Raw genomic sequence first — 18,425 nt, forward strand, 5'->3', positions numbered from 1 at the left:
ACGGGCGCCCTCCCGGTGCGTTCCTGAGCAGACGGGGAGGCTGTAACCGCGGGGGAACGCCAGGGTTCTGCTGGAATCGACAGGAGGGAGGAGGCAGGTTGTGGCGCGGGGTGTTGTCCTGCCGTCAACGGGGACGCACCGAGCCGGGTCCGTCCTCCCCCCGCGTGCCTGCAAGCAGCCTAAAGGGAAGGGGAGCCCGCTCCCCGAGCCTCCACCATGTCCTCCGCCGCCGTGTCCCTGCCCGTGTCTTCCCCCAGGGCCAGCATCCTCATCGTCGACGACACGCCAGGGCACCTGCTGGCGTTGGAGGGCATCCTCGCGCCCTTGGGGCAGCGGCTGGTGCGCGCCACGTCCGGACGCGAGGCCTTGCGGCGCGTGCTGGACGAGGACTTCGCCGCCGTCCTGATGGACATGAACCTGGGCGACATGACGGGCGTGGAGGTGCTGGGCCTCCTGCGCGAGCGCGAGCGCAGCCGGCGCACGCCCGTGCTGTTGATGACCGCGGGCGACGGTGACGAGAAGGAGTGGCTGGCCGCGTACGCGCACGGCGCGGTGGACTACCTGCGCAAGCCGCTGCGGGCTGAGATCCTGCTGGCGAAGGTGTCGATGTTCGTGGAGCTGCACCTGGCGCGCGAGGCCGTGCAGCTGCGCGAGGAGTCGCTGCGCGAGCGTGAGCGCAACGCCCTGGAGGCCGTCCACCGCGAGCGGCTGCACGCGTTCTTCATGCAGGCCCCGGTGGGCATCTCCATCACGCGCGGGCCGGACTTCGTCTTCGAGCTGGCGAACCCCTACTACGAGCTGCTGGTGGGCCGGCGGGTGAAGCCGGGCCAGGCGCTGATGGACGCGTTCCCGGAGATGGCCTCGCAGCCGGAGATCATGGAAGTGCTGCGCGGGGTGGTGCGCACGAAGCAGCCCTTCGTGCGGCCGGAGTTCGAGGTGAAGCTGGTGCGCGACGGCCAGCCGGACTCCGTCTTCTTCAACGTCATCTACCACCCCATGGTGGAGCTGGACGGCACCGCGTCCGGCATCATCACCCTGGCCACCGACGTGACGGCGTTCGTGCGCGCGCGCCGCCACACGGAGGCGCTCGCGCAGGACCTGCGCCAGCAGCAGGCCGCGCTGGCGGACAGCGAGCAGCGCCTGCGTCTGGCGCTGACGGCCACCGCGCTGGGCACCTTCGACATGGACATCGTGACGGGCGCGCTCAAGTGGGACGCCCGCTGCAAGGCGCTCTTCGGCCTGCCGCCCGAGGCGGAGTCGTCCTACGAACTGTTCCTCGCGGGCCTGCACCCGGAGGACCGGGAGGCCGTGCAGCGCGCGGTGGCGCTCAGCTGGGACCCCACCGGCAAGGGCGACTACGACGTGGCCTACCGCACCGTGGGGCTCAAGGATGGCGTGGAGCGCTGGGTGCGCGCCACGGGCCGCACGTACTTCCAGGACGGCAAGCCGGTGCGCTTCGTGGGCACCGTGCAGGACATCACCGCGCGCAAGCGCGCCGACGCGGAGCGGGCCCGGCTGATGGCGGGTGAGCTGCGCCGCACCGAACAGCTTCGCGGCCTGTCGCGCGCGAGCCTGGCGCTCAACGCGGCCGGCAGCGTGCCCGCCATCCTGGAGCTCGTGACGCTCAAGGCGCGCAAGCTGATTGGCGCGAACCAGTCCTCCGTGCAGGTGGCGGACGGCCGCGACGCCCAGCCGCTCGCCGCGCTGTCGGCGGTGGCGCATGATCCGCTGGCGCCCGGTGCCGCGTCGGTGAGCGTGGACGAGCGCGGCCTCTTCGCCCGGGTGTACCAGGAGAACCGGCCGCTGCGCCTGACGCGTGAGGAGCTGCGCAAGCACGCGGCCTACACCGAAGCGCCCGCCGCGCCCCCGCCCGCGCTGCCCCTGAAGGGCTTCCTGGCGGTGCCGCTGGTGGGCCACGACGGCCGCAACCTGGGCCTGTTGCAGGTGTCCGACAAGGTGGAGGGCGACTTCGACGCGGAGGATGAAACGGTCGCCGTGCAGCTGGCGCAGATGGCCAGCGTGGCGCTGGAGAACGCGCGCCTGTACGAGACGGCGCAGGCGGAGCGGCGCAACCTGTTCGCGGTGCTCAAGCAGCTGCCCGCCGCCATCACCGTGCTGCGCGGGCCGGAGCTCATCTTCGAGATGGCCAACGACCTGCGCCTGAAGCTCACCGGCTCCCGGCCGCTGTTGGGGCTGTCCGTGCGCCAGGCGCTGCCGGAGCTGAAGGACCAGGGGCAGGTGGCCCAATTGGAGGAGGTCTACCGCACCGGCGAGACCTACCGCGGCCACGAGGTGCCCATGCGCCTGGGCCGCGACGTGGGCCAGGAAGCGGAAGCGCCGGAGGGCTACTTCAACCTCACCTTCCAGCCGCTGCGCAACGCGGAGGGCAAGGTGGACGGCATCGTGTCCGTGTCCTGGGAGGTGACGGAGCAGGTGCTGGCGCGCCGGCGCATCGAGGCGCTGGCCGCGGAGCTGAAGGAGCGCGAGCAGCAGTTCCGTACGCTGGCGGACTCCATCCCGCAGCTGTCGTGGATGGCGGAGCCGGACGGGCGCCTCTTCTGGTTCAACCAGCGCTGGTACGACTACACCGGGACGACGGCCGCGCAGGTGGGGGAGAAGAACTGGAACGACCTCATCGACCCGGAGGACACCGGGCGCGTGCTGGAGCACTTCAGCGCGGCCCTGCGCGAGGGGACGTTGTGGGAGGACCAGTTCCGCCTGCGCCGCGCGGACGGCACCTATCGCTGGTTCCTGTCGCGCGCGATGCCCGTGCGGGACGGTGAGGGGCGCATCGCCCGCTGGTTCGGCACGAACACGGACATCGACGACGAGCGCCGCACGCTGGAGAGCCTGAAGCAGGCGGAGGAGGAGATCCGCCACCTCAACACCGGCCTGGAGAAGCGCGTGCGCGAGCGCACCGCCCAGCTCCAGGAGGCGAACAAGGAGCTGGAGTCCTTCAGCTACTCCGTGTCGCACGACCTGCGCGCGCCGCTGCGCCACATCACGGGCTTCGCGCAGTTGCTGGAGCGGCGGGCGGGCGCGAAGCTGGACGACGTGTCGAAGGGCTACCTCTCCACCATCGCGGGCGCGGCGAAGCAGGGCGGCACGCTGGTGGACGACCTGCTCGCGTTCAGCCGCATGGGCCGGGCGGAGCTGCGCCAGTCGCGGGTGGACCTGCGCCAGCTGGTGGAGGAGGCGCGCCGCGACCTGATGCCGGAGGCCACCGGGCGGCAGGTCGAGTGGCGGGTGGAGAGCCTCCCCACGGTGGAGGGTGACCCGGCCCTCCTGCGGCAGGTCATCCACAACCTGCTGGCCAATGCGCTGAAGTATACGCGTCCCAAGCCGGAGGCCCTCATCGAGGTGGGGGTGCGCGAGACGGAGGGCGAGGTGGCGGTGTGGGTGCGCGACAACGGCGTGGGCTTCGAGATGCAGTACGTGGACAAGCTGTTCGGCGTCTTCCAGCGTTTGCACACGGCCGAGGAGTTCGAGGGCACCGGCATCGGGCTCGCGAACGTGCGGCGCATCGTGTCGCGCCATGGGGGACGGACCTGGGCGGAGGGCGCCGTGGGGCAGGGCGCGACCTTCACCTTCACCCTGCCCCGGACCTCTCCGCTGGAGAAGAAAGTCGAGACGCGCGCGTGATCGAGCTGAAGCGAATCCTGCTGGTGGAAGACAGCGCCAACGACGTGGCGCTCACGCTGGCAGCGCTGGAAGAGGTGCACCTGGCCAATGAAGTCGTGGTGGTGCGCGACGGGCAGCAGGCGCTGGACTACCTCTTCCGCAAGGGCGAGTACGCGAACCGGCAGGACGGCCACCCGGCGGTGGTGTTGCTGGACTTGAAGCTGCCGAAGGTGGACGGGCTGGAGGTGCTGGAGAAGGTGAAGGGCGCCCCGGAGCTGAAGGCGGTGCCAGTGGTGATGCTCACCTCGTCGCGCGAGGAGCGGGACCTGGCGCGCAGCTACGGCCTGGGCGTGAACGCGTACGTGGTGAAGCCCGTGGCCTTCCCGGACTTCGTGTCCGCGCTGCGCGAACTGGGGCTGTTCTGGGCGGTGGTGAACCAGCCGCCGCCGGGTGCTCCAGGTGCGCCCGGAGCCTCCAAGTGAGTGCTCGCGGCGGTGCCGCGCTGGACCTGACGCCCCTGCCTTCGACGGACCGGCCCCTGTCCATCCTGCTGCTGGAGGACAGTCCCCTGGATGCGCAGCTGGTGGCCGCGCAGCTGGAGGAGGGCGGGTTGCCCTCGAGGCTGGAGTGCGTGCCAGGCCGGACGGCCTTCGTCGCGGCGTTGGTGAAGGGGAAGTTCGACCTCATCCTGTCGGACTACAACGTGCCGGGCTTCGACGGGATGAGCGCGCTGGAGGCGGCGCAGGCCGTGTGTCCGGACACGCCGTTCCTCTTCGTGTCCGGCGCGCTGGGCGAGGACCGCGCCATCGAGCTGCTCAAGCGCGGCGCCACGGACTACGTGCTCAAGGACCGGCTGGAGCGGCTGGGCCCCAGCGTGCGGCGGGCGCTGCGCGAGGCGGAAGGGGTGCGGCTGCGCAAGCGCACGGAGGAGGCGCTGCGCCGCTCCGAGGAGCGCTACCAGCTGGTGGCGCACGCGAGCTTCGACGCCATCTGGGACCTGGACCTCCAGACGGACGCGATGCACTGGATTGGCGACGCGACGGAGGAGGTCTTCGGCTTCCCCCTGGAAGAGGTGGGCGCGGACGCGGCGTGGTGGCGCCGGCACATCCACGGCGAGGACCGCGAGCGCGTGCTGGCGGGACTACAGCGGGCGTTCGATTCGGACGAGGACCGGTGGCAGGACGAGTACCGCGTGCTGCGCAAGGACGGGGCGTACGCGTACGTGGCGGCGCAGGGCTCCATCCTGCGCGGGGCGAGCGGGAAGGCGCGGCGCATCGTGGGCGCCATGCGCGACATCACGGAGCGGCGGCGGGCGGAGGAGGAGCGGCAGAAGCTGGTGCACGAGGCGCAGGCGCGGGTGGAGTTCGAGCAGCAGCTCATTGGCATCGTGAGCCACGACCTGCGCAACCCGCTGGGCGCCATCCTCACCGGCGCGTCGTTGATGCTCCGGCGCGACGACATCCAGCCGTGGCACGCGAAGGCGGCGGCGCGCATCCTGTCCGCGGCGGAGCGGGCCACGCGGATGATCCGCGACCTGTTGGACTTCACGCAGGCGCGCATGGGCGGCGGCATCCCGGTGCAGGCGGCGCCGTGCGACTTCCACGCGCTCACGTTGCAGGTGGTGGAGGAGGCGCGCACGGCGCACCCGGAGCGCATCCTCCAGATGGAGCAGGTGGGGGACGGGCAGGGGGCGTGGGACTCCGACCGGATGGCGCAGGTGCTGTCCAACATCCTGGGCAACGCGCTGAAGTACAGCCCGGAGGACGCGCCGGTGCGCGTGGAGAGCCGTGGAGAGCCGGATGCCATCGTGGTGCAGGTGCGCAACGGAGGGGACCCCATCCCCCCGGAGATGCTGCCGCGCATCTTCGAACCGCTCCAGCGCGGGACGACGGTGGGGCGCTCCGAGCGCAGCATCGGGCTGGGGCTCTACATCGTGCGGCAGCTGGTGCTGGCGCATGGCGGGACGGTGGACGCGCAGTCCTCCGCGGCGGAAGGCACGGTGTTCACCGTGCGCCTGCCGCGCGCGCCGGTCCGGGACACGCCGTAGCTGTTGTTTCCGGGTTGCGTCAGGACCCGGGTTTCAAGTGGGAAGGTGGACGCATGTCGAAGCCGCTGGAAGTCGTGAACGCCGTCCTGGACGCGGGCTTCGAGGGCCTGGGGCCGCTGTGCAGCGCGACGGGGCTGGCGGACGAGTACCTGGAGGATGCGCGCTACGCGGACCACGAGGCGCGCATCGATTCGCTCATCCACTGGGAGACGGGGAAGCTGTTCACCACGGGCTTCCTGTCCGGCCTGGGCGGCCTGCTCACGCTGCCGGTGTCGCTGCCCGCGGGCCTGGGCGTGTCGTGGGCGGTGCAGGCGCGGCTGGTGGGCGCCATCGCTCGCATCCACGGGCACGACGTGGAGGAGGACCGCGTGCGGACCCTCACGCTGCTGGCCATCGTGGGGGACATTGGCAAGGAAGTGGTGAAGCAGGCCGGCATCGAAGTGAGCCAGCAGTTGGGCATGCGCGCGCTGGAGGCCGTGCCGAAGCACGCGCTCAGCAGCATCAACCGCGCGGTGGGCTTCCGGCTGGTGAGCAAGGCGTCGCAGAAGGGCGTCGTGAACCTGTCCAAGGTGGTGCCGCTGGCCGGTGGGCTGGTGGGCGGCGCGGTGGATGCGCTCGCGTGCCGCGCGGTGGGTGCGACGGCCCGGCGGCTGTTCGCTCCGGGACCGGGGGCCCTGGCGCCCGTGCCGGGCATGTCGCCTGGATGACCGGGGGCGGGGCTTGTCATTGACGGTGGGCCTTCGCGCTGGAGTCATCCGGGCGCATGGGCCGCCTCCTCGTCCTCCTCGCCGCGCTGGGCCTCGTTGTTGGAGGGTGCCGGCGCTCGTCCGAGGAGGCAGGCACCGGGGGGCGCACGCGCATCGTCTTCAAGTTCCAGCCGCTGTGGGGGGACCCGAAGCCGTTTCGTGAGTTGCTGGCGCGGTACGAGCGCGCCAACCCGGACGTAGAGCTGGTGACGGAGGCGCTGCCGAACTCGTCGGACCTGGCGCACCAGTTCTTCCTCACGTCGTTGCAGGGCGGAGCCACGGACTTCGACGTGCTGGTGGCGGACGTCGTCTGGGTGCCGGAGTTCGCTCGCGCGGGCTGGGTGGCGGACCTGTCCGAGGACTTCCCTCCCCAGCGCCTGCGCGAGGAGTTCCTGCCCGGGCCGGTGGACGCCGTCGTGATGAACGGGCGCACGTACGCGGTGCCCTGGTACGTGGACGTGGGCGTCCTCTACTACCGTAAGGACCTGGTGCCGCGCGCGCCGCGCACCTACGACGAGCTGCGGCGCTTCACCCGCGACGCGATGGCGAAGGTGCCCGGCATCCAGGGCTACGTGTGGCAGGGCCGGCAGTACGAGGGGCTGACCTGCAACGTGTACGAGGCGCTGTGGGGCCATGGCGGGCAATCGCTGGGGCCGGACGGGCGCGTGCTCCTGGAGACGGAGCCCGCGCGCGAGGCGCTGGCATACCTGCACGGGCTCATCGCGGACGGGCTGTCGCCCCAGACCGTCACGGGCTTTGGCGAAGAGGAGTCGCGGCGCGTGTTCCAGGAGGGCCGGGCGGTGTTCATGCGCAACTGGCCCTATGCGTGGAGCGAGGCGCAGGCGGAGGGCTCTCCCATCCGGGGCAAGGTGGGCATCGCGCCGCTGCCGACGAAGGATGGACAGCCTGGGTGGGGGACGCTGGGTGGATGGCAGCTGGCGGTGAACGCGCACGTGTCGCCCGCGCGGCGGAAGGCGGCGGCCCGGCTCATCGCGCACCTGACATCGCCGGAGGCGAACCGCGTGCTGGCGCTGCACTACGCGCGCAATCCGCCCAGGCTGGCGCTGTATGACGACCCGGAGCTGCGCGCGGCGGAGCCGTTCATCGCGAGTCTGAAAGAAGCGCTGGTGCGGGCGCGGCCCCGGCCGGTGACGCCGTACTACCTGCTCATCGCGGATGTGCTCCAGAGCGAGTTCTCCGCGGCCGTCGCGGGCCTGCGGACTCCGGAGGCTGCGCTCACTCGCGCGCAGAAGCAGGTGGATCACCTGACCGGTGAGCGGCCGGAAGAGGAGGAGGAGTGAGGGGCGCGGGGTCTCAAGCTCGGGAGCGGCGGCAGGCGTACCTGCTGGTGGCGCCGGCCGTGTTGGTGCTGGCGGTGGTGGCGTTGTACCCGGTGCTGGCGGCGGTGTGGCTGAGCCTGCACCGCTTCATCCTGGTGTTCGGCGAGCGGCGCTTCACGGGACTGGAGAACTACGCCTACCTGATGGGGGACGTGCGGTTCTGGTCCGCGCTGGGGAACACGGCGTACTTCACGGCGGTGGCGGTGACGGTGGAGTTGTTGCTCGCGGTGCCGCTGGCGTTGCTGCTCAACCGCGCGTTCCCGGGGCGGGGGTTGTTGCGCGCGTCGGTGCTGGTGCCCTGGGCGATTCCCACGGTGGTGAGCGCGCGGCTGTGGGCGTGGATGTTCAACCCGGACTACGGGCTCATCAACCGGATGCTGGGCGGGGCGGAAGTGAACTGGCTGGGAGCGCCGGGGTATGCGTTGCACGCGGCCATCCTGGTGGACGTGTGGAAGACGACGCCCTTCGTGGCGCTGCTGGTGCTGGCGGGGCTGCAAGGCATTCCGGAGGACCTCTACAAGGCGGCGCGAGTGGACGGCGCGTCGGGGTGGCGGCAGTTCCGGTCCATCACGTTGCCGTTGCTGAAGCCCGCGCTGCTCCTGGCGGTGTTGTTCCGGTCGCTGGACGCGTTCCGCGTGTTCGACGCCATCTATGTGCTGACGGAGGGCGGGCCGGCGAACACGACGGAGACGCTGAGCATCTACGCGTACAAGACGCTGATGCGCTCAGGGGACTTCGGGTACGGCAGCGCGCTGTCGGTGGCGACGTTCCTGTGCGTGGTGTTGCTGGCGGTGGTGTGGCTGCGCTGGCTGGGGCGCGAGGAGGGGCGGCGATGAAGCGGCCGGGGCTGGGCACGGCGCTGGCCGTGGTGGCGTTCCTCACGTTCTTCCTGGGGCCGTTCCTGTGGCAGGTGCTGACGAGCCTGTGGCCGGACGGCGAGCTGACGCGGCCGTGGCCTTCGCACCTGACGGGAGCGAACTACGAGAGCGTGTTGTTCGGGCGGCCGTTCCTGTGGGCGGTGTTGAACTCGCTGGTGGTGGCGACGCTGACGACGGTGTTCTGCCTCACGGTGGGCGCGTCGGCGGCGTTCGCGCTGGCGAAGCTGGAGTTCCGGGGGAGGGGGCTGCTGCTGTCCGCGGCGCTGGGCGTGTCGATGTTCCCGCCCATCGCGACGGTGAGCCCGCTGTACCTCATCCTCAACGCGGTGGGCTTACGGGACAGCCTGGTGGGGCTGGCGCTGCCGTACACGACGTTCGCGCTGCCACTGACGTTGTGGGTGCTGACGTCGTTCTTCCGCCAATTGCCCGACGAGCTGTACCGCGCGGCGCGGGTGGACGGATGCACGCCGGTGGGCGCGTTCCGCCGGGTGTTGTTGCCCCTGGCGGCGCCGGGACTGGCGACGACGGCCATCCTGGTCTTCATCTTCGCGTGGAACGAGTTCCTCTACGCGCTGACGTTCCTGTCCACGCCGGAGAAGCGCACGGTGCCGGTGGCCATCAGCCTCTTCGCCAGTGAGTACAAGGAACCCTGGGGGGAGATCGCCGCCGCGTCGGTGGTGGCGACGCTGCCGCTGGTGGTGCTCACGGTGCTGTTCCAGCGGCGCATCGTGTCCGGGCTCACTGCCGGGGCGGTGAAGGAGTAGGCGCGGGCTACCGGCCCGCCGCTTCGACCTCCGCCCACAGGCGCTTGCCTTCGAGCGCCGTGTCGAGCGGTGCGCGGCGTTCCGAGATGTGCAGGAGCACGGCGGCCAGTTGATCCAGGTGCATGGGCTTGAGGTTGCCGAGCAGCGGCAGCTTGCCCAGTGCGTGCAGGATGCCGGGCGGCGCGTGGTATTCGCCCTCCAGCGCGGGTGGGCGCACCATCGTGTAGGGGATGCCGCTCTCGCGGACGATGCGCTCCGCTTCCGCCTTGGCCTTGAGGTACGCGCCCACCGGGCTTCCCGCTCCCACCGACGTGAGCAACACGAAGTGGTCCACGCCCGCCGCCTTCGCCGCGTCCACCAGCTGCCGCGTGGTGCCGATGTCGCTCGTCTCGTAGGTGTCCCCGGCCGCGAAGCGCTTGCGCATCGTGCCGATGAGCTGGAGCACCGTCGTGCTGCCCTTCATCGCCTCCGCCAGCGCGGGCCCGTCCGCCAGCTCCAGCACCGCCTTCTTCGGCCAGACGCTCGCGGGCTCCGTGTTCGCGCTCTTGGGGCGCACGTGCGGCGTCACGGACACACCCCTGGACAGGGCCTGCCGCATCAGCGTGCGGCCCGTGGCGCCCGTGGCGCCCGCGACGAAGAGATGACGAGGAGCTGCGCTGCCCATGGCGATGCCTCCCGGACCGTGACCTTCCTGGCCCCTGAAGCACTTCTTGAGCACACGGCCCACCCCTTGCCCAGTGTTTCCCGGGGCCGGGCGTGAAACCGGACAGCGGACCTCAGCGATGCGCCTGCTCGGCCTGGACCTCGCGCGCCTGCGTCAGGTCCTCCAGGAAGAGGGCCTCCAGCTGGCGTGCCGCCTCCACGTCCTCCAGCACCAGCGAACCTTCTTCCAGCAGGTTGAACGACAGCGCGTCGTAGTTGATGGACCCCACCAGCACGAGCCGGTCATCCACCAGCATCGTCTTCGCGTGCATCATCGACGGCTGGTACTCCCAGAGGCGCACACCCGCCGCCCGCAGCGTGTCGTAGGTCTGACGCTGGAGCACCGTGATGGCCCGCTGGTCGTTCTTGTCTCCCGGCGCCAGCACCCGCACGTCCACGCCCGCGCGTGCCCGCTCCACCAGCAGCGCGGTCAGCGCGTCGTTGGGCGTGAAGTACGCCTGGGAGATCCACAGCCGCTTCTTCGCCGCCTTCACCATCAGCTGCGTCAGCCGCTCCGCGCGCGTCACCTCCGGGTTCGCGGTGCTGCTGACGAAGGCCGCCCAGCCCTCACCCGCGGCGTCCAGACCGGGCTGATCCGCCGACAGCGTGGGGAAGTCCGTCATGGGCAGAAGCTCGCCCGTCGCCTCCTGCCAGTTCTCCGCGAACGCCTGCTGGAGCTGCGCCACCACCGGCCCCTGGACCCGCACGTTGGTGTCGCGCCACTCCTTCTCGTTGCGCGCGTTGCCCAGCCACTCGTCCTGGATGGCGAGCCCGCCGGTGATGGCCACCCGGCCGTCCACCACGACGATCTTCCGGTGGTTGCGCGCCAGGTTCTCGTCCGCCGGTAGCGGGCGGAACAGGTGCGCTTCGCAGCCGGCCGCTTCCAGCCGGGGCTTCACCGCCGTCTCGAAGGGGCCGCTGCCCAGTGGATCCACCAGCACCCGGCAGTGCACGCCCGCCCGGGCACGCTCCGCGAGCGCTTCAATCATCCGGTCGGAGGCACGCCCTGGCCTCCAGATGAACATCACGATGTTGATGGAGGCGCGGGCCCGGCCGATCTCTTCCACCATCACGTCGAATACGGCGCCGTTGTTCGCCCACCGGATGCGGTTGCGCGGTTCCATCCGCACGCCCGTCGTCTGGTACAGCGCCGATGCGAAGCCCGCCCCACGCGAACCCACCTGCCCCGTGAGCTGGAATGGGCGTGACGACTCCTTCGTGTTGCACGCGGACGGACATCCCGCGAGCAGCAACGCCCCCACGACCCCCCACCACCATCGTCCGCCCTTGCCCACGTCCGTTGCCCGCGCCTCCTGACCTTGAGGGGTAGGCACCCCCGGGTGACGTGTCACCCTCGCGCACGAGACGAGTGTTCGCTGGACGCACGGAGTGGGTGTGCGCACCGGGCGGTGAGGTAGGTCCCGCGCTGTTCTCACGCCCATGTCGATCTTCCGCGACGTGGGCCGTCTTTTTCGACGAAACCCCCGCCGTCCCCGAAAGGCCCACCCCATGGCCCGCTTCCTGATGCTGCTGCACGAGAACCCCGCCCAGTTCGCCACCCTGTCCCCCGCGGAGCTGCAGGCCATCGTGGAGGAATACGCCCGGTGGAGTGAGCAGCTCCTCCAGGAGGGCCGCCTGCTCCAGGGTGAGAAGCTGCGCGACGAGGGTGGCCGGCGCCTGAAGCAGCAGGGCGGACAGCTGCTCGTGTCGGACGGGCCGTACGCGGAGGTGAAGGACGTGGTGGGCGGCCTCTTCATCCTGTCGGCGGATTCGTATGACGCCGCCGTGGCGCTGGCCCGGACGTGCCCCCACCTGCGTTACGGCGGTGAGGTCGAGCTTCGCGCCATCGAAGAGGTCTGAGCCATGTCCCCCGCGACGCAGGTCCAGGCCACGCTGGAGCTGGCCTTCCGGCAGTGGTCCTCGGGCCTGGTCGCGGCCCTGGCCCGGCGCGTGGGGCTGGGCCGGTTGGACCTGGCGGAGGATGCGGTCCAGTTCGCCATGCTCCAGGCGGCGAGGACCTGGGGCTTCCACGGCATCCCCGAGCAGCCGCGCGCGTGGCTCTTGCGCGTGGCCGCGAACCGGCTGACGGACCTGGTGCGGCAGCGCGCGCCCGAGGTGCCGGAGGAGGATTCGCCTCCGGAGGAAACGCCCGGGTCGCTGGAAGAGCCCACCCGGTACGCGGCGGAGCTTCCAGACGATGCGCTGCGGTTGCTCTTCGCGTGCTGCCATCCGGCGCTGTCGCGCGAGATGCAGGTGACGCTCACGCTGAAGGTGGCGTGTGGCTTCTCCGTGCGAGAGGTCGCCGCCGCGCTGCTCGCGGACGAACCCACGGTGGCGCAGCGGCTGGTGCGCGCGAAGCGGACGTTGCGCACCTGCCAGGCCACGCTGGAGGTGCCTGCTCCGGAGGCGCTGCCGGAGCGGTTGGGCGCGGTGGGCTCGGCGCTCTACCTGCTCTTCAACGAGGGTTACGAAGCCTCCGAGGGCCACGACCTGTCCCGCTCGGAGCTGTGCGCGGAGGCCTTGCGGTTGGCGGAGGTGTTGCTGTCACACCCGGGCACCGCGACACCGGAGGGACATGCGCTGGCCGCGCTGTTCTGCTTCCGGGCCGCGAGGCTTCCAGGCCGTGTGGATGCGCGGGGGGCGTTCGTTCCCCAAGAGGCTCGGGAGGGAGCGGAGGCTTCACCCCTGTTGATGGCGCGAGGGCTGCGGCACCTGCGCGCGTCCATGGGGCAGGTGCTGACGCCGCTGCACCTGGAGGCGGAGATCGCGCTGGTGCATGCGAAGACCTCCGCGCCGGGACCGGAGGACAGCGCGCGGTTGCTGGTGCTGTACGACGCGCTCCTGGAGCTCAGGCCCTCACCCATCGTCGCGCTGGGCCGCGTGGTGGCGCTGGGACGGGTGCGGGGACCGGCCGCCGCGTTGGAGGCGCTGGGGCCGCTGCGCTCGGAGAGGGTGTTGCGGAGATACCCGTACCGCTTCGCCGTGGAGGGCATGTTGCTGGAGCAGGTAGGGGAGCGGAGTCGCGCGGCGGATTGCTTCCGTCAGGCCGCGGCGCTGGCCCGGACGCCACCGCAGCGCGAGTACCTGCTCGCCCGGGCCCGAGCCTGCGGGTAGGGGACCGCGTGCTACCGTCGCATCCCGGCGAGACATCGGGAGCGGACATGGCGTTGAGCACGTCGACGAATTTCAAGAATGAGCTGGGGCTGGATCTCCGCCAGTTGTTGCCGATCGTCGCGCGCTTCGATGAGTTCATCCGGCCGTTCTGCGCCGCGCTCGATGCGTTCCATGCGGACTGGAGCGGGTGGGGTGGCAAGGCCACGTACTACTTCACCGGCCAGCAGTCGTGGGTGGATGCGCGGCTGAAGGCGCTCGATACGGCGGAGCACCTGCTGTACCGGTTGTGCGACCTGGAGCAGGAGCGGCTCGCGCATTCGAAGGCGTCCCGACTGGTGTTGATGCGGCTGCTGGTGGAGATCCAGGAGAAGCACATCGAGATGGTGGACTACGTCCACACGAAGAACCTGAAGCTCTTCACGCCGGACCGCTCGACGCTGGGAACCGCCGCGCGCAACCAGCTGGACGCGGACTGGGACGCGCTGCGCAATGGCACGGGCGCGGTAAAGCTGCCCACCGGCGCGCAGTACGCGCGTGGCAACCGCGAGGTGCGCGCCATCCACGCGCGGCTGCTGTCGCGTCCGCATGGCCGGGAGTTGATGCGGTGGATCCTCCGGGAGACGCGGGAGGATCCGCAGTGGCCGGTGACGCTGGTGCTGACCCAGGCCTTCACTCCGTCCGCCACCTTCCGGCAGAAGGTGGTGGTCAACAAGCAGCGCCTGGTGGCGACGTCCGACGAACTCCAGCGCTTGAAGGGCGAATACGAAGGGATGAGCCAGGAGCTGACCCGCATCGAGGAGGACGCGCGGCAGGGCAGTGAGGCCTGGGGCGAGCTGCGCAAGCGCCTTGCTGAGTCGTCGAGGCCCTACGCGGAGCTGAGCAAGCGGCGCGAAGGCGTGGACAAGCGCGTCGGGGAGCTGGAGGTGGAGCTCGGCTGGTACGACGAGGACGGCCACGGCGAGGACTACCTGCTGAGCGAACCGGCGCCGGGGCTCGCGGGCAAGGGCTCCGGACGCGGCTCACGGCTCAGCCTTCGCTCTGGACTGCGCGACAGCACGCAGCGCAATTACTCCCGTGAGCAGCACCCCATCCCCGCGCCGGCGTTCATCGTGTACGGGCACGAGCTCATCCACGTCTTGCAGAACCGCTATCCGACGCGGATGGTGCTGCAGCCCCAGCCGTACACGCACGGGCACGCGAAGCACGGCTACAGCAACACCACGGAGCACGAGACCATCCGCGCGCTGCGCAAGCACCGCACGGCGGAACACCTGCCCTTCTTCGAGAACCAGCTCCGTGACGAGCATCAGCTCACGAAGCGCAAGCACCACACCGGCACGTCGGCCTTCGAGCTGGGCGAGACGGACTGAGGGAACTGCCGTGGCCAACTACCAGGAACAGTGGGGCGACCTGCGGCGGCTCGACCGATTGGTGAACATGGGGTTTTTGCTCTTTCCACTCATTCCTGTCGTGGGAGGGGCGGTCAGGAGGAAGGCGAATCCTGTTTGCCTTCGCGCTGGGGTCGATGCTGTTCACCGTGATTGCATCGTTTCGGGCGGCTCTGTTCCAATGTCCTCGCTGTCGAGAGCGGTTCTTTACCGACGGGTCCTATAGGAACACCTTCACACGGAAAGTGCCTGCACTGTGGCCTTCCGAAATGGGCCGACCAGGGCTGAGCACGGTCATTCGTGGTCCTTGCGCGTGTCCTTTGCTTCCTCGCCGGGACGTTCCTGGGAGGTGCGTATGCGAATAACGGTGCTGGTGCTGGTCGTAGTGCTGCTGGCCACGGGATGTGCCTCCGCACCACACGCGCGGAGCTTGAGCTACGCGCCGAGTGTAACGTCCGTCCGCTCTGGGCCGGAACAACGGCCGTTGCGCCGCCAGGGCGCACGTGAAAGCGATGCATCAACGCGTGAAGCAGTCCTCGCGGGCATTGCCGACGTGAAGGGCTCCCTGGACGGCGTTGAGGCCGCGCTTTCCAAGTTGGCGGGCCGCCCTTCGCCTCTCGTGGGCTGGAGCCTCAAAGGCGTCTTCACCCGCTACCTCGACCATGGCTCCAGTCAGGTGAAGTGGATGAAAGGGGCGCTCGGCAGCGCCACCGGGTTGACACGCGTGGCTTCGGAGGTGGGGGACTCGAACATGGAGCAGGGCCTCCTTCGCATGACGGGGCCGAAGCTCGAGTCGGCCCTGTTCGGGATGCTTCTATTGGCCACCTGGGTGGACTTCCTCCACCTCGCGGATGCCGTGCTTCGGAACTGTCCGACGTGCAGCGTCGAAAAGCTCTTCGTCGACCTGCATCGCGTGCAAGAGCTGATGGAGCCCGTGCTGGCGGACCTCGCCTCCCAGGACCCGGCTCGGGTGGAGGCGGCTGCGGTGGCGATGCCCGAGTTGATGGGGAGGCTGACCCATGAATTCGACGCGATTCATCGGGACGCCCGCGCGAGCATGAAGCTCGGCGGGCAGGTCATCGCGGCGGTGCGGGCGGTGGAGATGCTCGCTTTGATTTCCACGTTGAAGGTGTCGCTTCCAAGGCTGCCTCCCTCGGCGCCCGCGACGCTCGGAATGGGCTTGGTGATGAGCTCAGGCGGAGTCATGACGGGCTCACGGCTGGTGGTCTCCGCCGAGTGGGTGGAGATGATGCGAAGGCTCGTGCGGGCGGGCGTCATCTCAGTCCCTGCCGTCAGCTCCGCTGTCCTCATCCACGGTGGGCAGGTGCTGATGGCACAGGCGCCTCGCGACCTGCCCAAGGGTGTGCGCGATGCGCTGGGAGACAGTCCCGAAGTGCGCGCCATGCACGAAACCGGCAGGGCAGGGGCGGGCATGTCCAACGCGCCCAAGCATCACGTGCTGCCGCAAGAGCACCGCGAATGGTTCGAGCGGCGCGGCTTCAAGGGCGACATGAACATCGACCAGTTCTGCGTCCGGATGGAGCGGGCCGACCACGAAGCCATTCACGGTGGAGGGAACTGGAAGCTGGGACGCATGTGGCCCGGCGAGTGGAATCAGCTGATCATGCGCACACTGGGCGACGCTGAGGCCAATGTCGGGCGGATGTTGACGCGGAATGAGATCCTGGACATCGTCGCTGAGGTCATGGACGTGTACAGAGTCCCGATGAACTTCACCGCTTGGAGGGGACGATGAGCGGGGACCGCCCCTGGGAGGGTAACTGGAAAGCTCGTCTCTATGAGCGGGTCCGCGAACGGGGCTTTGATTCGTTGACCGCCTTCGCTGAGTCGCGCCCCACTGCATCGTTGGTGGCGCTGGCAAGGGAGCTGGGTCCTGACGACATCGCCGGAGCGCAAGTATTCAGCGGACTGGTAGCCGAAGCAGAGCGCAGTCATCGGCTCACTCACCTGGTGCGCGGGCAGCTCGTGCGCGAGTTGTGGCGGAGCCTCCCTGATGGTTGGCCAGCCGTGTTGGATGATGCCAACCGCTTCAAGGTCGCCAAGGCACTTGGCTTGTGGTCCGGTTTCACCCCTGAAACCCACATAGAACGTGTGAGGCGGGCTGGTGATGTACTTCTCGCCCATCCGCCCCCGCCCGGCTGGCGCCCCCTGGGCCCCGACGACGAACTGCTCCGCACGCTCCTCCCTGACGAAGAGGCCTGACTACTTGCGCTGATCCCCCGGCGGGGTGGCCACCACCTCGCGTCCCAGCTCCAGCAGCGTGGCGCTCTCCGACGGATCGGGCCGCTTGTCGCGCAGGGTGACGAACTCCTCCGCGGCCGTGGGGTGGATGCCCACCGTGGCGTCGAGCTGCTTCTTCGTCACACCGCACTTCAGCGCCACCGCGAGCCCCTGGATGATCTCCGGCGCGTCCGCGCCCACCATGTGGAAGCCCAGCACGCGCTCCGTGCCGCGCTCCACCACCACCTTCATCATGGACCGCTCATCCCGGCCCGTCAGCGTGTGCTTCATGGGCCGGAAGCTGGAGACGTAGACGTCCACCTTGCCGTACCGCTCCATCGCCTCTCGCTCCGTGAGCCCCACCGTGCCCACCGGCGGCTGGCTGAACACCGCGGACGGGACGTTCTCGTGGTCCATCGTCACCGGGTTGTTCCGGTACAGCGTCTCCACCATCGCCCGGCCTTCCGCGATGGCCACCGGCGTGAGGTTGAGCCGGTCCGTCACGTCCCCCACCGCGTAGATGCTCTCCACCGACGAGCGCGACTGCCCATCCACCACCACCGCCCCACGCTCGTTCAGCTTCACGCCCGCCTCCTCCAACCCCAGCCCCTGCGTGTTGGGCACGCGGCCGGTGGAGTACAGCACCGCGTCCACCTCCAGCGTGTCGCTCGTGCGCGTCATCAGGCTGAGCGTGCCGTCCTCGCGCTTCTCGATGTCCTGGATGAACGTCTCAGGGCGGATGTCCACGCCCTTCTTGCGCATCTCCTGCGTCAGCGCCGCGCGGATGTCGTTGTCGAAGCCGCGCAGCACCGTGTCGCCGCGAATCAACATCGTCACCTTCACGCCCAGCGCCGCGAAGATGCCCGCGAACTCCACGCCGATGTAGCCGCCCCCCACCACCGCCACCCGGCGCGGCAACGTGGGCAGCTCCAGCGCCTGCTCGGACGTGAGCGCGTGCTCGATGCCCGTCACCTCCGGCAGGTAGGGCCGGCCTCCCGTGGCCACCAGGATGCGCTCCGCCGTGTAGCGCTTTCCCGCGACCTCCACCGTGTGCGCGTCCACCACGCGGCCCCGGCCCTCCACCAGCGTCACGCCCGCGTCGCGCAACAGCCGCCCGTAGATGCCCGTCAGCCGGTCCAGCTCCTTGGCCTTCATCGCCTGGAGCCGCTTCCAGTCCAGCGCGGGGCCGCTCACCGTCCAGCCGTAGCCGGCGGCGTCCTCCATGTCGTAGCGGTAGTGCGCCGCGTACACGAGCAGCTTCTTGGGGACGCACCCTCGCAGCACGCAGGTGCCGCCCACGCGCCCCTCCTCGCAGATGGCCACCTTCGCCCCGGAGGACCCCGCGCGCCGGCTGGCCGCCACGCCGCCCGACCCCGCACCCAATGTGAACAAGTCGAAGTCGTAGCCCGCCATCGGTGTCCTCCGTGCATCGAAAAATGATGTTTCAGCACTCCAGAGGGAAGGAGCCCTGCCGGGCCCCGCCCGCCGGGCTGCTCCCCGGGGCCCGAAGCGCCTCCCGCTTCGCCTGCCCTCCGACACATTCAATCCCCTCCCGCACGAGAAGGGGGGATATCCTCACTGGCA

Annotated in this window: 15 protein-coding genes; 12 read left to right on the forward strand and 3 right to left on the reverse strand. The window is 70.0% G+C overall.

The features are described from left to right. Window positions 1–216 precede the first annotated feature (216 nt). Genes D7X32_RS08375 through D7X32_RS08405 form a run of 7 tightly spaced genes read left to right on the forward strand, consistent with a single transcriptional unit; the run spans window position 217 to window position 9,396 of the window. On the forward strand, window positions 217–3,642 hold the full coding sequence (locus D7X32_RS08375) for a PAS domain-containing protein (RefSeq protein ID WP_120601982.1): 3,426 nt from the start codon (window positions 217–219) through the stop codon (window positions 3,640–3,642). Beyond that, window positions 3,639–4,103, forward strand: a complete 465-nt coding sequence (locus D7X32_RS08380) for a response regulator (protein WP_120601983.1) — start codon at window positions 3,639–3,641, stop codon at window positions 4,101–4,103. Before D7X32_RS08375 ends, D7X32_RS08380 begins: the two co-directional genes overlap by 4 nt. After that, window positions 4,100–5,668 carry a hybrid sensor histidine kinase/response regulator gene (locus tag D7X32_RS08385; RefSeq protein ID WP_120601984.1) on the forward strand — a complete coding sequence of 523 codons (1,569 nt, stop codon included), beginning with the start codon at window positions 4,100–4,102 and terminating at the stop codon, window positions 5,666–5,668. Before D7X32_RS08380 ends, D7X32_RS08385 begins: the two co-directional genes overlap by 4 nt. A gap of 53 nt (window positions 5,669–5,721) precedes the next feature. Further along, window positions 5,722–6,375, forward strand: coding sequence for an EcsC family protein (locus D7X32_RS08390; RefSeq protein WP_120601985.1), 654 nt, complete (start codon window positions 5,722–5,724; stop codon window positions 6,373–6,375). Window positions 6,376–6,431: 56 nt separating this feature from the next. Next, window positions 6,432–7,715 carry an ABC transporter substrate-binding protein gene (locus D7X32_RS08395; RefSeq protein WP_120601986.1) on the forward strand — a complete coding sequence of 428 codons (1,284 nt, stop codon included), beginning with the start codon at window positions 6,432–6,434 and terminating at the stop codon, window positions 7,713–7,715. Continuing rightward, complete coding sequence (locus D7X32_RS08400) at window positions 7,712–8,590, forward strand: carbohydrate ABC transporter permease (RefSeq protein WP_120601987.1); 879 nt, start codon at window positions 7,712–7,714, stop codon at window positions 8,588–8,590. The genes D7X32_RS08395 and D7X32_RS08400 overlap by 4 nt, the downstream gene beginning before the upstream one ends. Next, window positions 8,587–9,396: a carbohydrate ABC transporter permease gene (locus D7X32_RS08405; protein WP_014392992.1), complete on the forward strand. Its 810-nt coding sequence runs from the start codon at window positions 8,587–8,589 to the stop codon at window positions 9,394–9,396. Before D7X32_RS08400 ends, D7X32_RS08405 begins: the two co-directional genes overlap by 4 nt. A gap of 7 nt (window positions 9,397–9,403) precedes the next feature. Here D7X32_RS08405 and D7X32_RS08410 read toward each other — a convergent pair whose 3' ends face one another. Together D7X32_RS08410 and D7X32_RS08415 are read right to left on the reverse strand one after the other, a co-directional pair. After that, window positions 9,404–10,060, reverse strand: a complete 657-nt coding sequence (locus tag D7X32_RS08410) for an SDR family oxidoreductase (protein ID WP_120602021.1) — start codon at window positions 10,058–10,060, stop codon at window positions 9,404–9,406. 112 nt (window positions 10,061–10,172) lie between these two features. Then, window positions 10,173–11,393, reverse strand: a complete 1,221-nt coding sequence (locus D7X32_RS08415; RefSeq protein WP_244238908.1) for a phospholipase D-like domain-containing protein — start codon at window positions 11,391–11,393, stop codon at window positions 10,173–10,175. A gap of 214 nt (window positions 11,394–11,607) precedes the next feature. Between D7X32_RS08415 and D7X32_RS08420 the strand changes: the two genes are divergently transcribed. The 5 genes from D7X32_RS08420 (at window position 11,608) to D7X32_RS08440 (ending at window position 16,823) form a co-directional block, all read left to right on the forward strand. Beyond that, a complete protein-coding gene (locus D7X32_RS08420; protein WP_120601988.1) occupies window positions 11,608–11,958 on the forward strand; it encodes a YciI family protein in 351 nt (116 codons plus the stop codon). Between the two features lie 3 nt (window positions 11,959–11,961). Then, entirely contained in the window at window positions 11,962–13,212 is a 1,251-nt protein-coding gene (locus D7X32_RS08425) for an RNA polymerase sigma factor (protein WP_120601989.1), read from the forward strand. 47 nt (window positions 13,213–13,259) lie between these two features. Then, window positions 13,260–14,582 carry a hypothetical protein gene (locus D7X32_RS08430; protein ID WP_120601990.1) on the forward strand — a complete coding sequence of 441 codons (1,323 nt, stop codon included), beginning with the start codon at window positions 13,260–13,262 and terminating at the stop codon, window positions 14,580–14,582. A 373-nt stretch (window positions 14,583–14,955) separates the two neighbouring features. Beyond that, complete coding sequence (locus tag D7X32_RS08435; protein ID WP_120601991.1) at window positions 14,956–16,356, forward strand: DUF2380 domain-containing protein; 1,401 nt, start codon at window positions 14,956–14,958, stop codon at window positions 16,354–16,356. Continuing rightward, a complete protein-coding gene (locus D7X32_RS08440; protein ID WP_120602023.1) occupies window positions 16,353–16,823 on the forward strand; it encodes an NUDIX hydrolase in 471 nt (156 codons plus the stop codon). Before D7X32_RS08435 ends, D7X32_RS08440 begins: the two co-directional genes overlap by 4 nt. Here the strand turns inward: D7X32_RS08440 and gor are convergent, their stop codons facing one another. Next, window positions 16,824–18,254 carry a glutathione-disulfide reductase gene (gene gor / locus D7X32_RS08445; protein WP_120601992.1) on the reverse strand — a complete coding sequence of 477 codons (1,431 nt, stop codon included), beginning with the start codon at window positions 18,252–18,254 and terminating at the stop codon, window positions 16,824–16,826. Window positions 18,255–18,425: the final 171 nt, after the last annotated feature.

Source organism: Corallococcus carmarthensis, assembly GCF_003611695.1.
Taxonomy (GTDB): Bacteria; Myxococcota; Myxococcia; order Myxococcales; family Myxococcaceae; genus Corallococcus; species Corallococcus carmarthensis.

Bases quoted from the DNA above. Each gene is read 5' to 3' on its own strand.
- D7X32_RS08375 (WP_120601982.1), top strand. From the start codon at position 217: ATGTCCTCCGCCGCCGTGTCCCTGCCCGTGTCTTCCCCCAGGGCCAGC.
- D7X32_RS08390 (WP_120601985.1), top strand. From the start codon at position 5,722: ATGTCGAAGCCGCTGGAAGTCGTGAACGCCGTCCTGGACGCGGGCTTC.
- D7X32_RS08395 (WP_120601986.1), top strand. From the start codon at position 6,432: ATGGGCCGCCTCCTCGTCCTCCTCGCCGCGCTGGGCCTCGTTGTTGGA.
- D7X32_RS08405 (WP_014392992.1), top strand. From the start codon at position 8,587: ATGAAGCGGCCGGGGCTGGGCACGGCGCTGGCCGTGGTGGCGTTCCTC.
- D7X32_RS08410 (WP_120602021.1), bottom strand. From the start codon at position 10,060: ATGGGCAGCGCAGCTCCTCGTCATCTCTTCGTCGCGGGCGCCACGGGC.
- D7X32_RS08420 (WP_120601988.1), top strand. From the start codon at position 11,608: ATGGCCCGCTTCCTGATGCTGCTGCACGAGAACCCCGCCCAGTTCGCC.
- D7X32_RS08425 (WP_120601989.1), top strand. From the start codon at position 11,962: ATGTCCCCCGCGACGCAGGTCCAGGCCACGCTGGAGCTGGCCTTCCGG.
- D7X32_RS08430 (WP_120601990.1), top strand. From the start codon at position 13,260: ATGGCGTTGAGCACGTCGACGAATTTCAAGAATGAGCTGGGGCTGGAT.
- D7X32_RS08435 (WP_120601991.1), top strand. From the start codon at position 14,956: ATGCGAATAACGGTGCTGGTGCTGGTCGTAGTGCTGCTGGCCACGGGA.
- D7X32_RS08440 (WP_120602023.1), top strand. From the start codon at position 16,353: ATGAGCGGGGACCGCCCCTGGGAGGGTAACTGGAAAGCTCGTCTCTAT.
- gor (WP_120601992.1), bottom strand. From the start codon at position 18,254: ATGGCGGGCTACGACTTCGACTTGTTCACATTGGGTGCGGGGTCGGGC.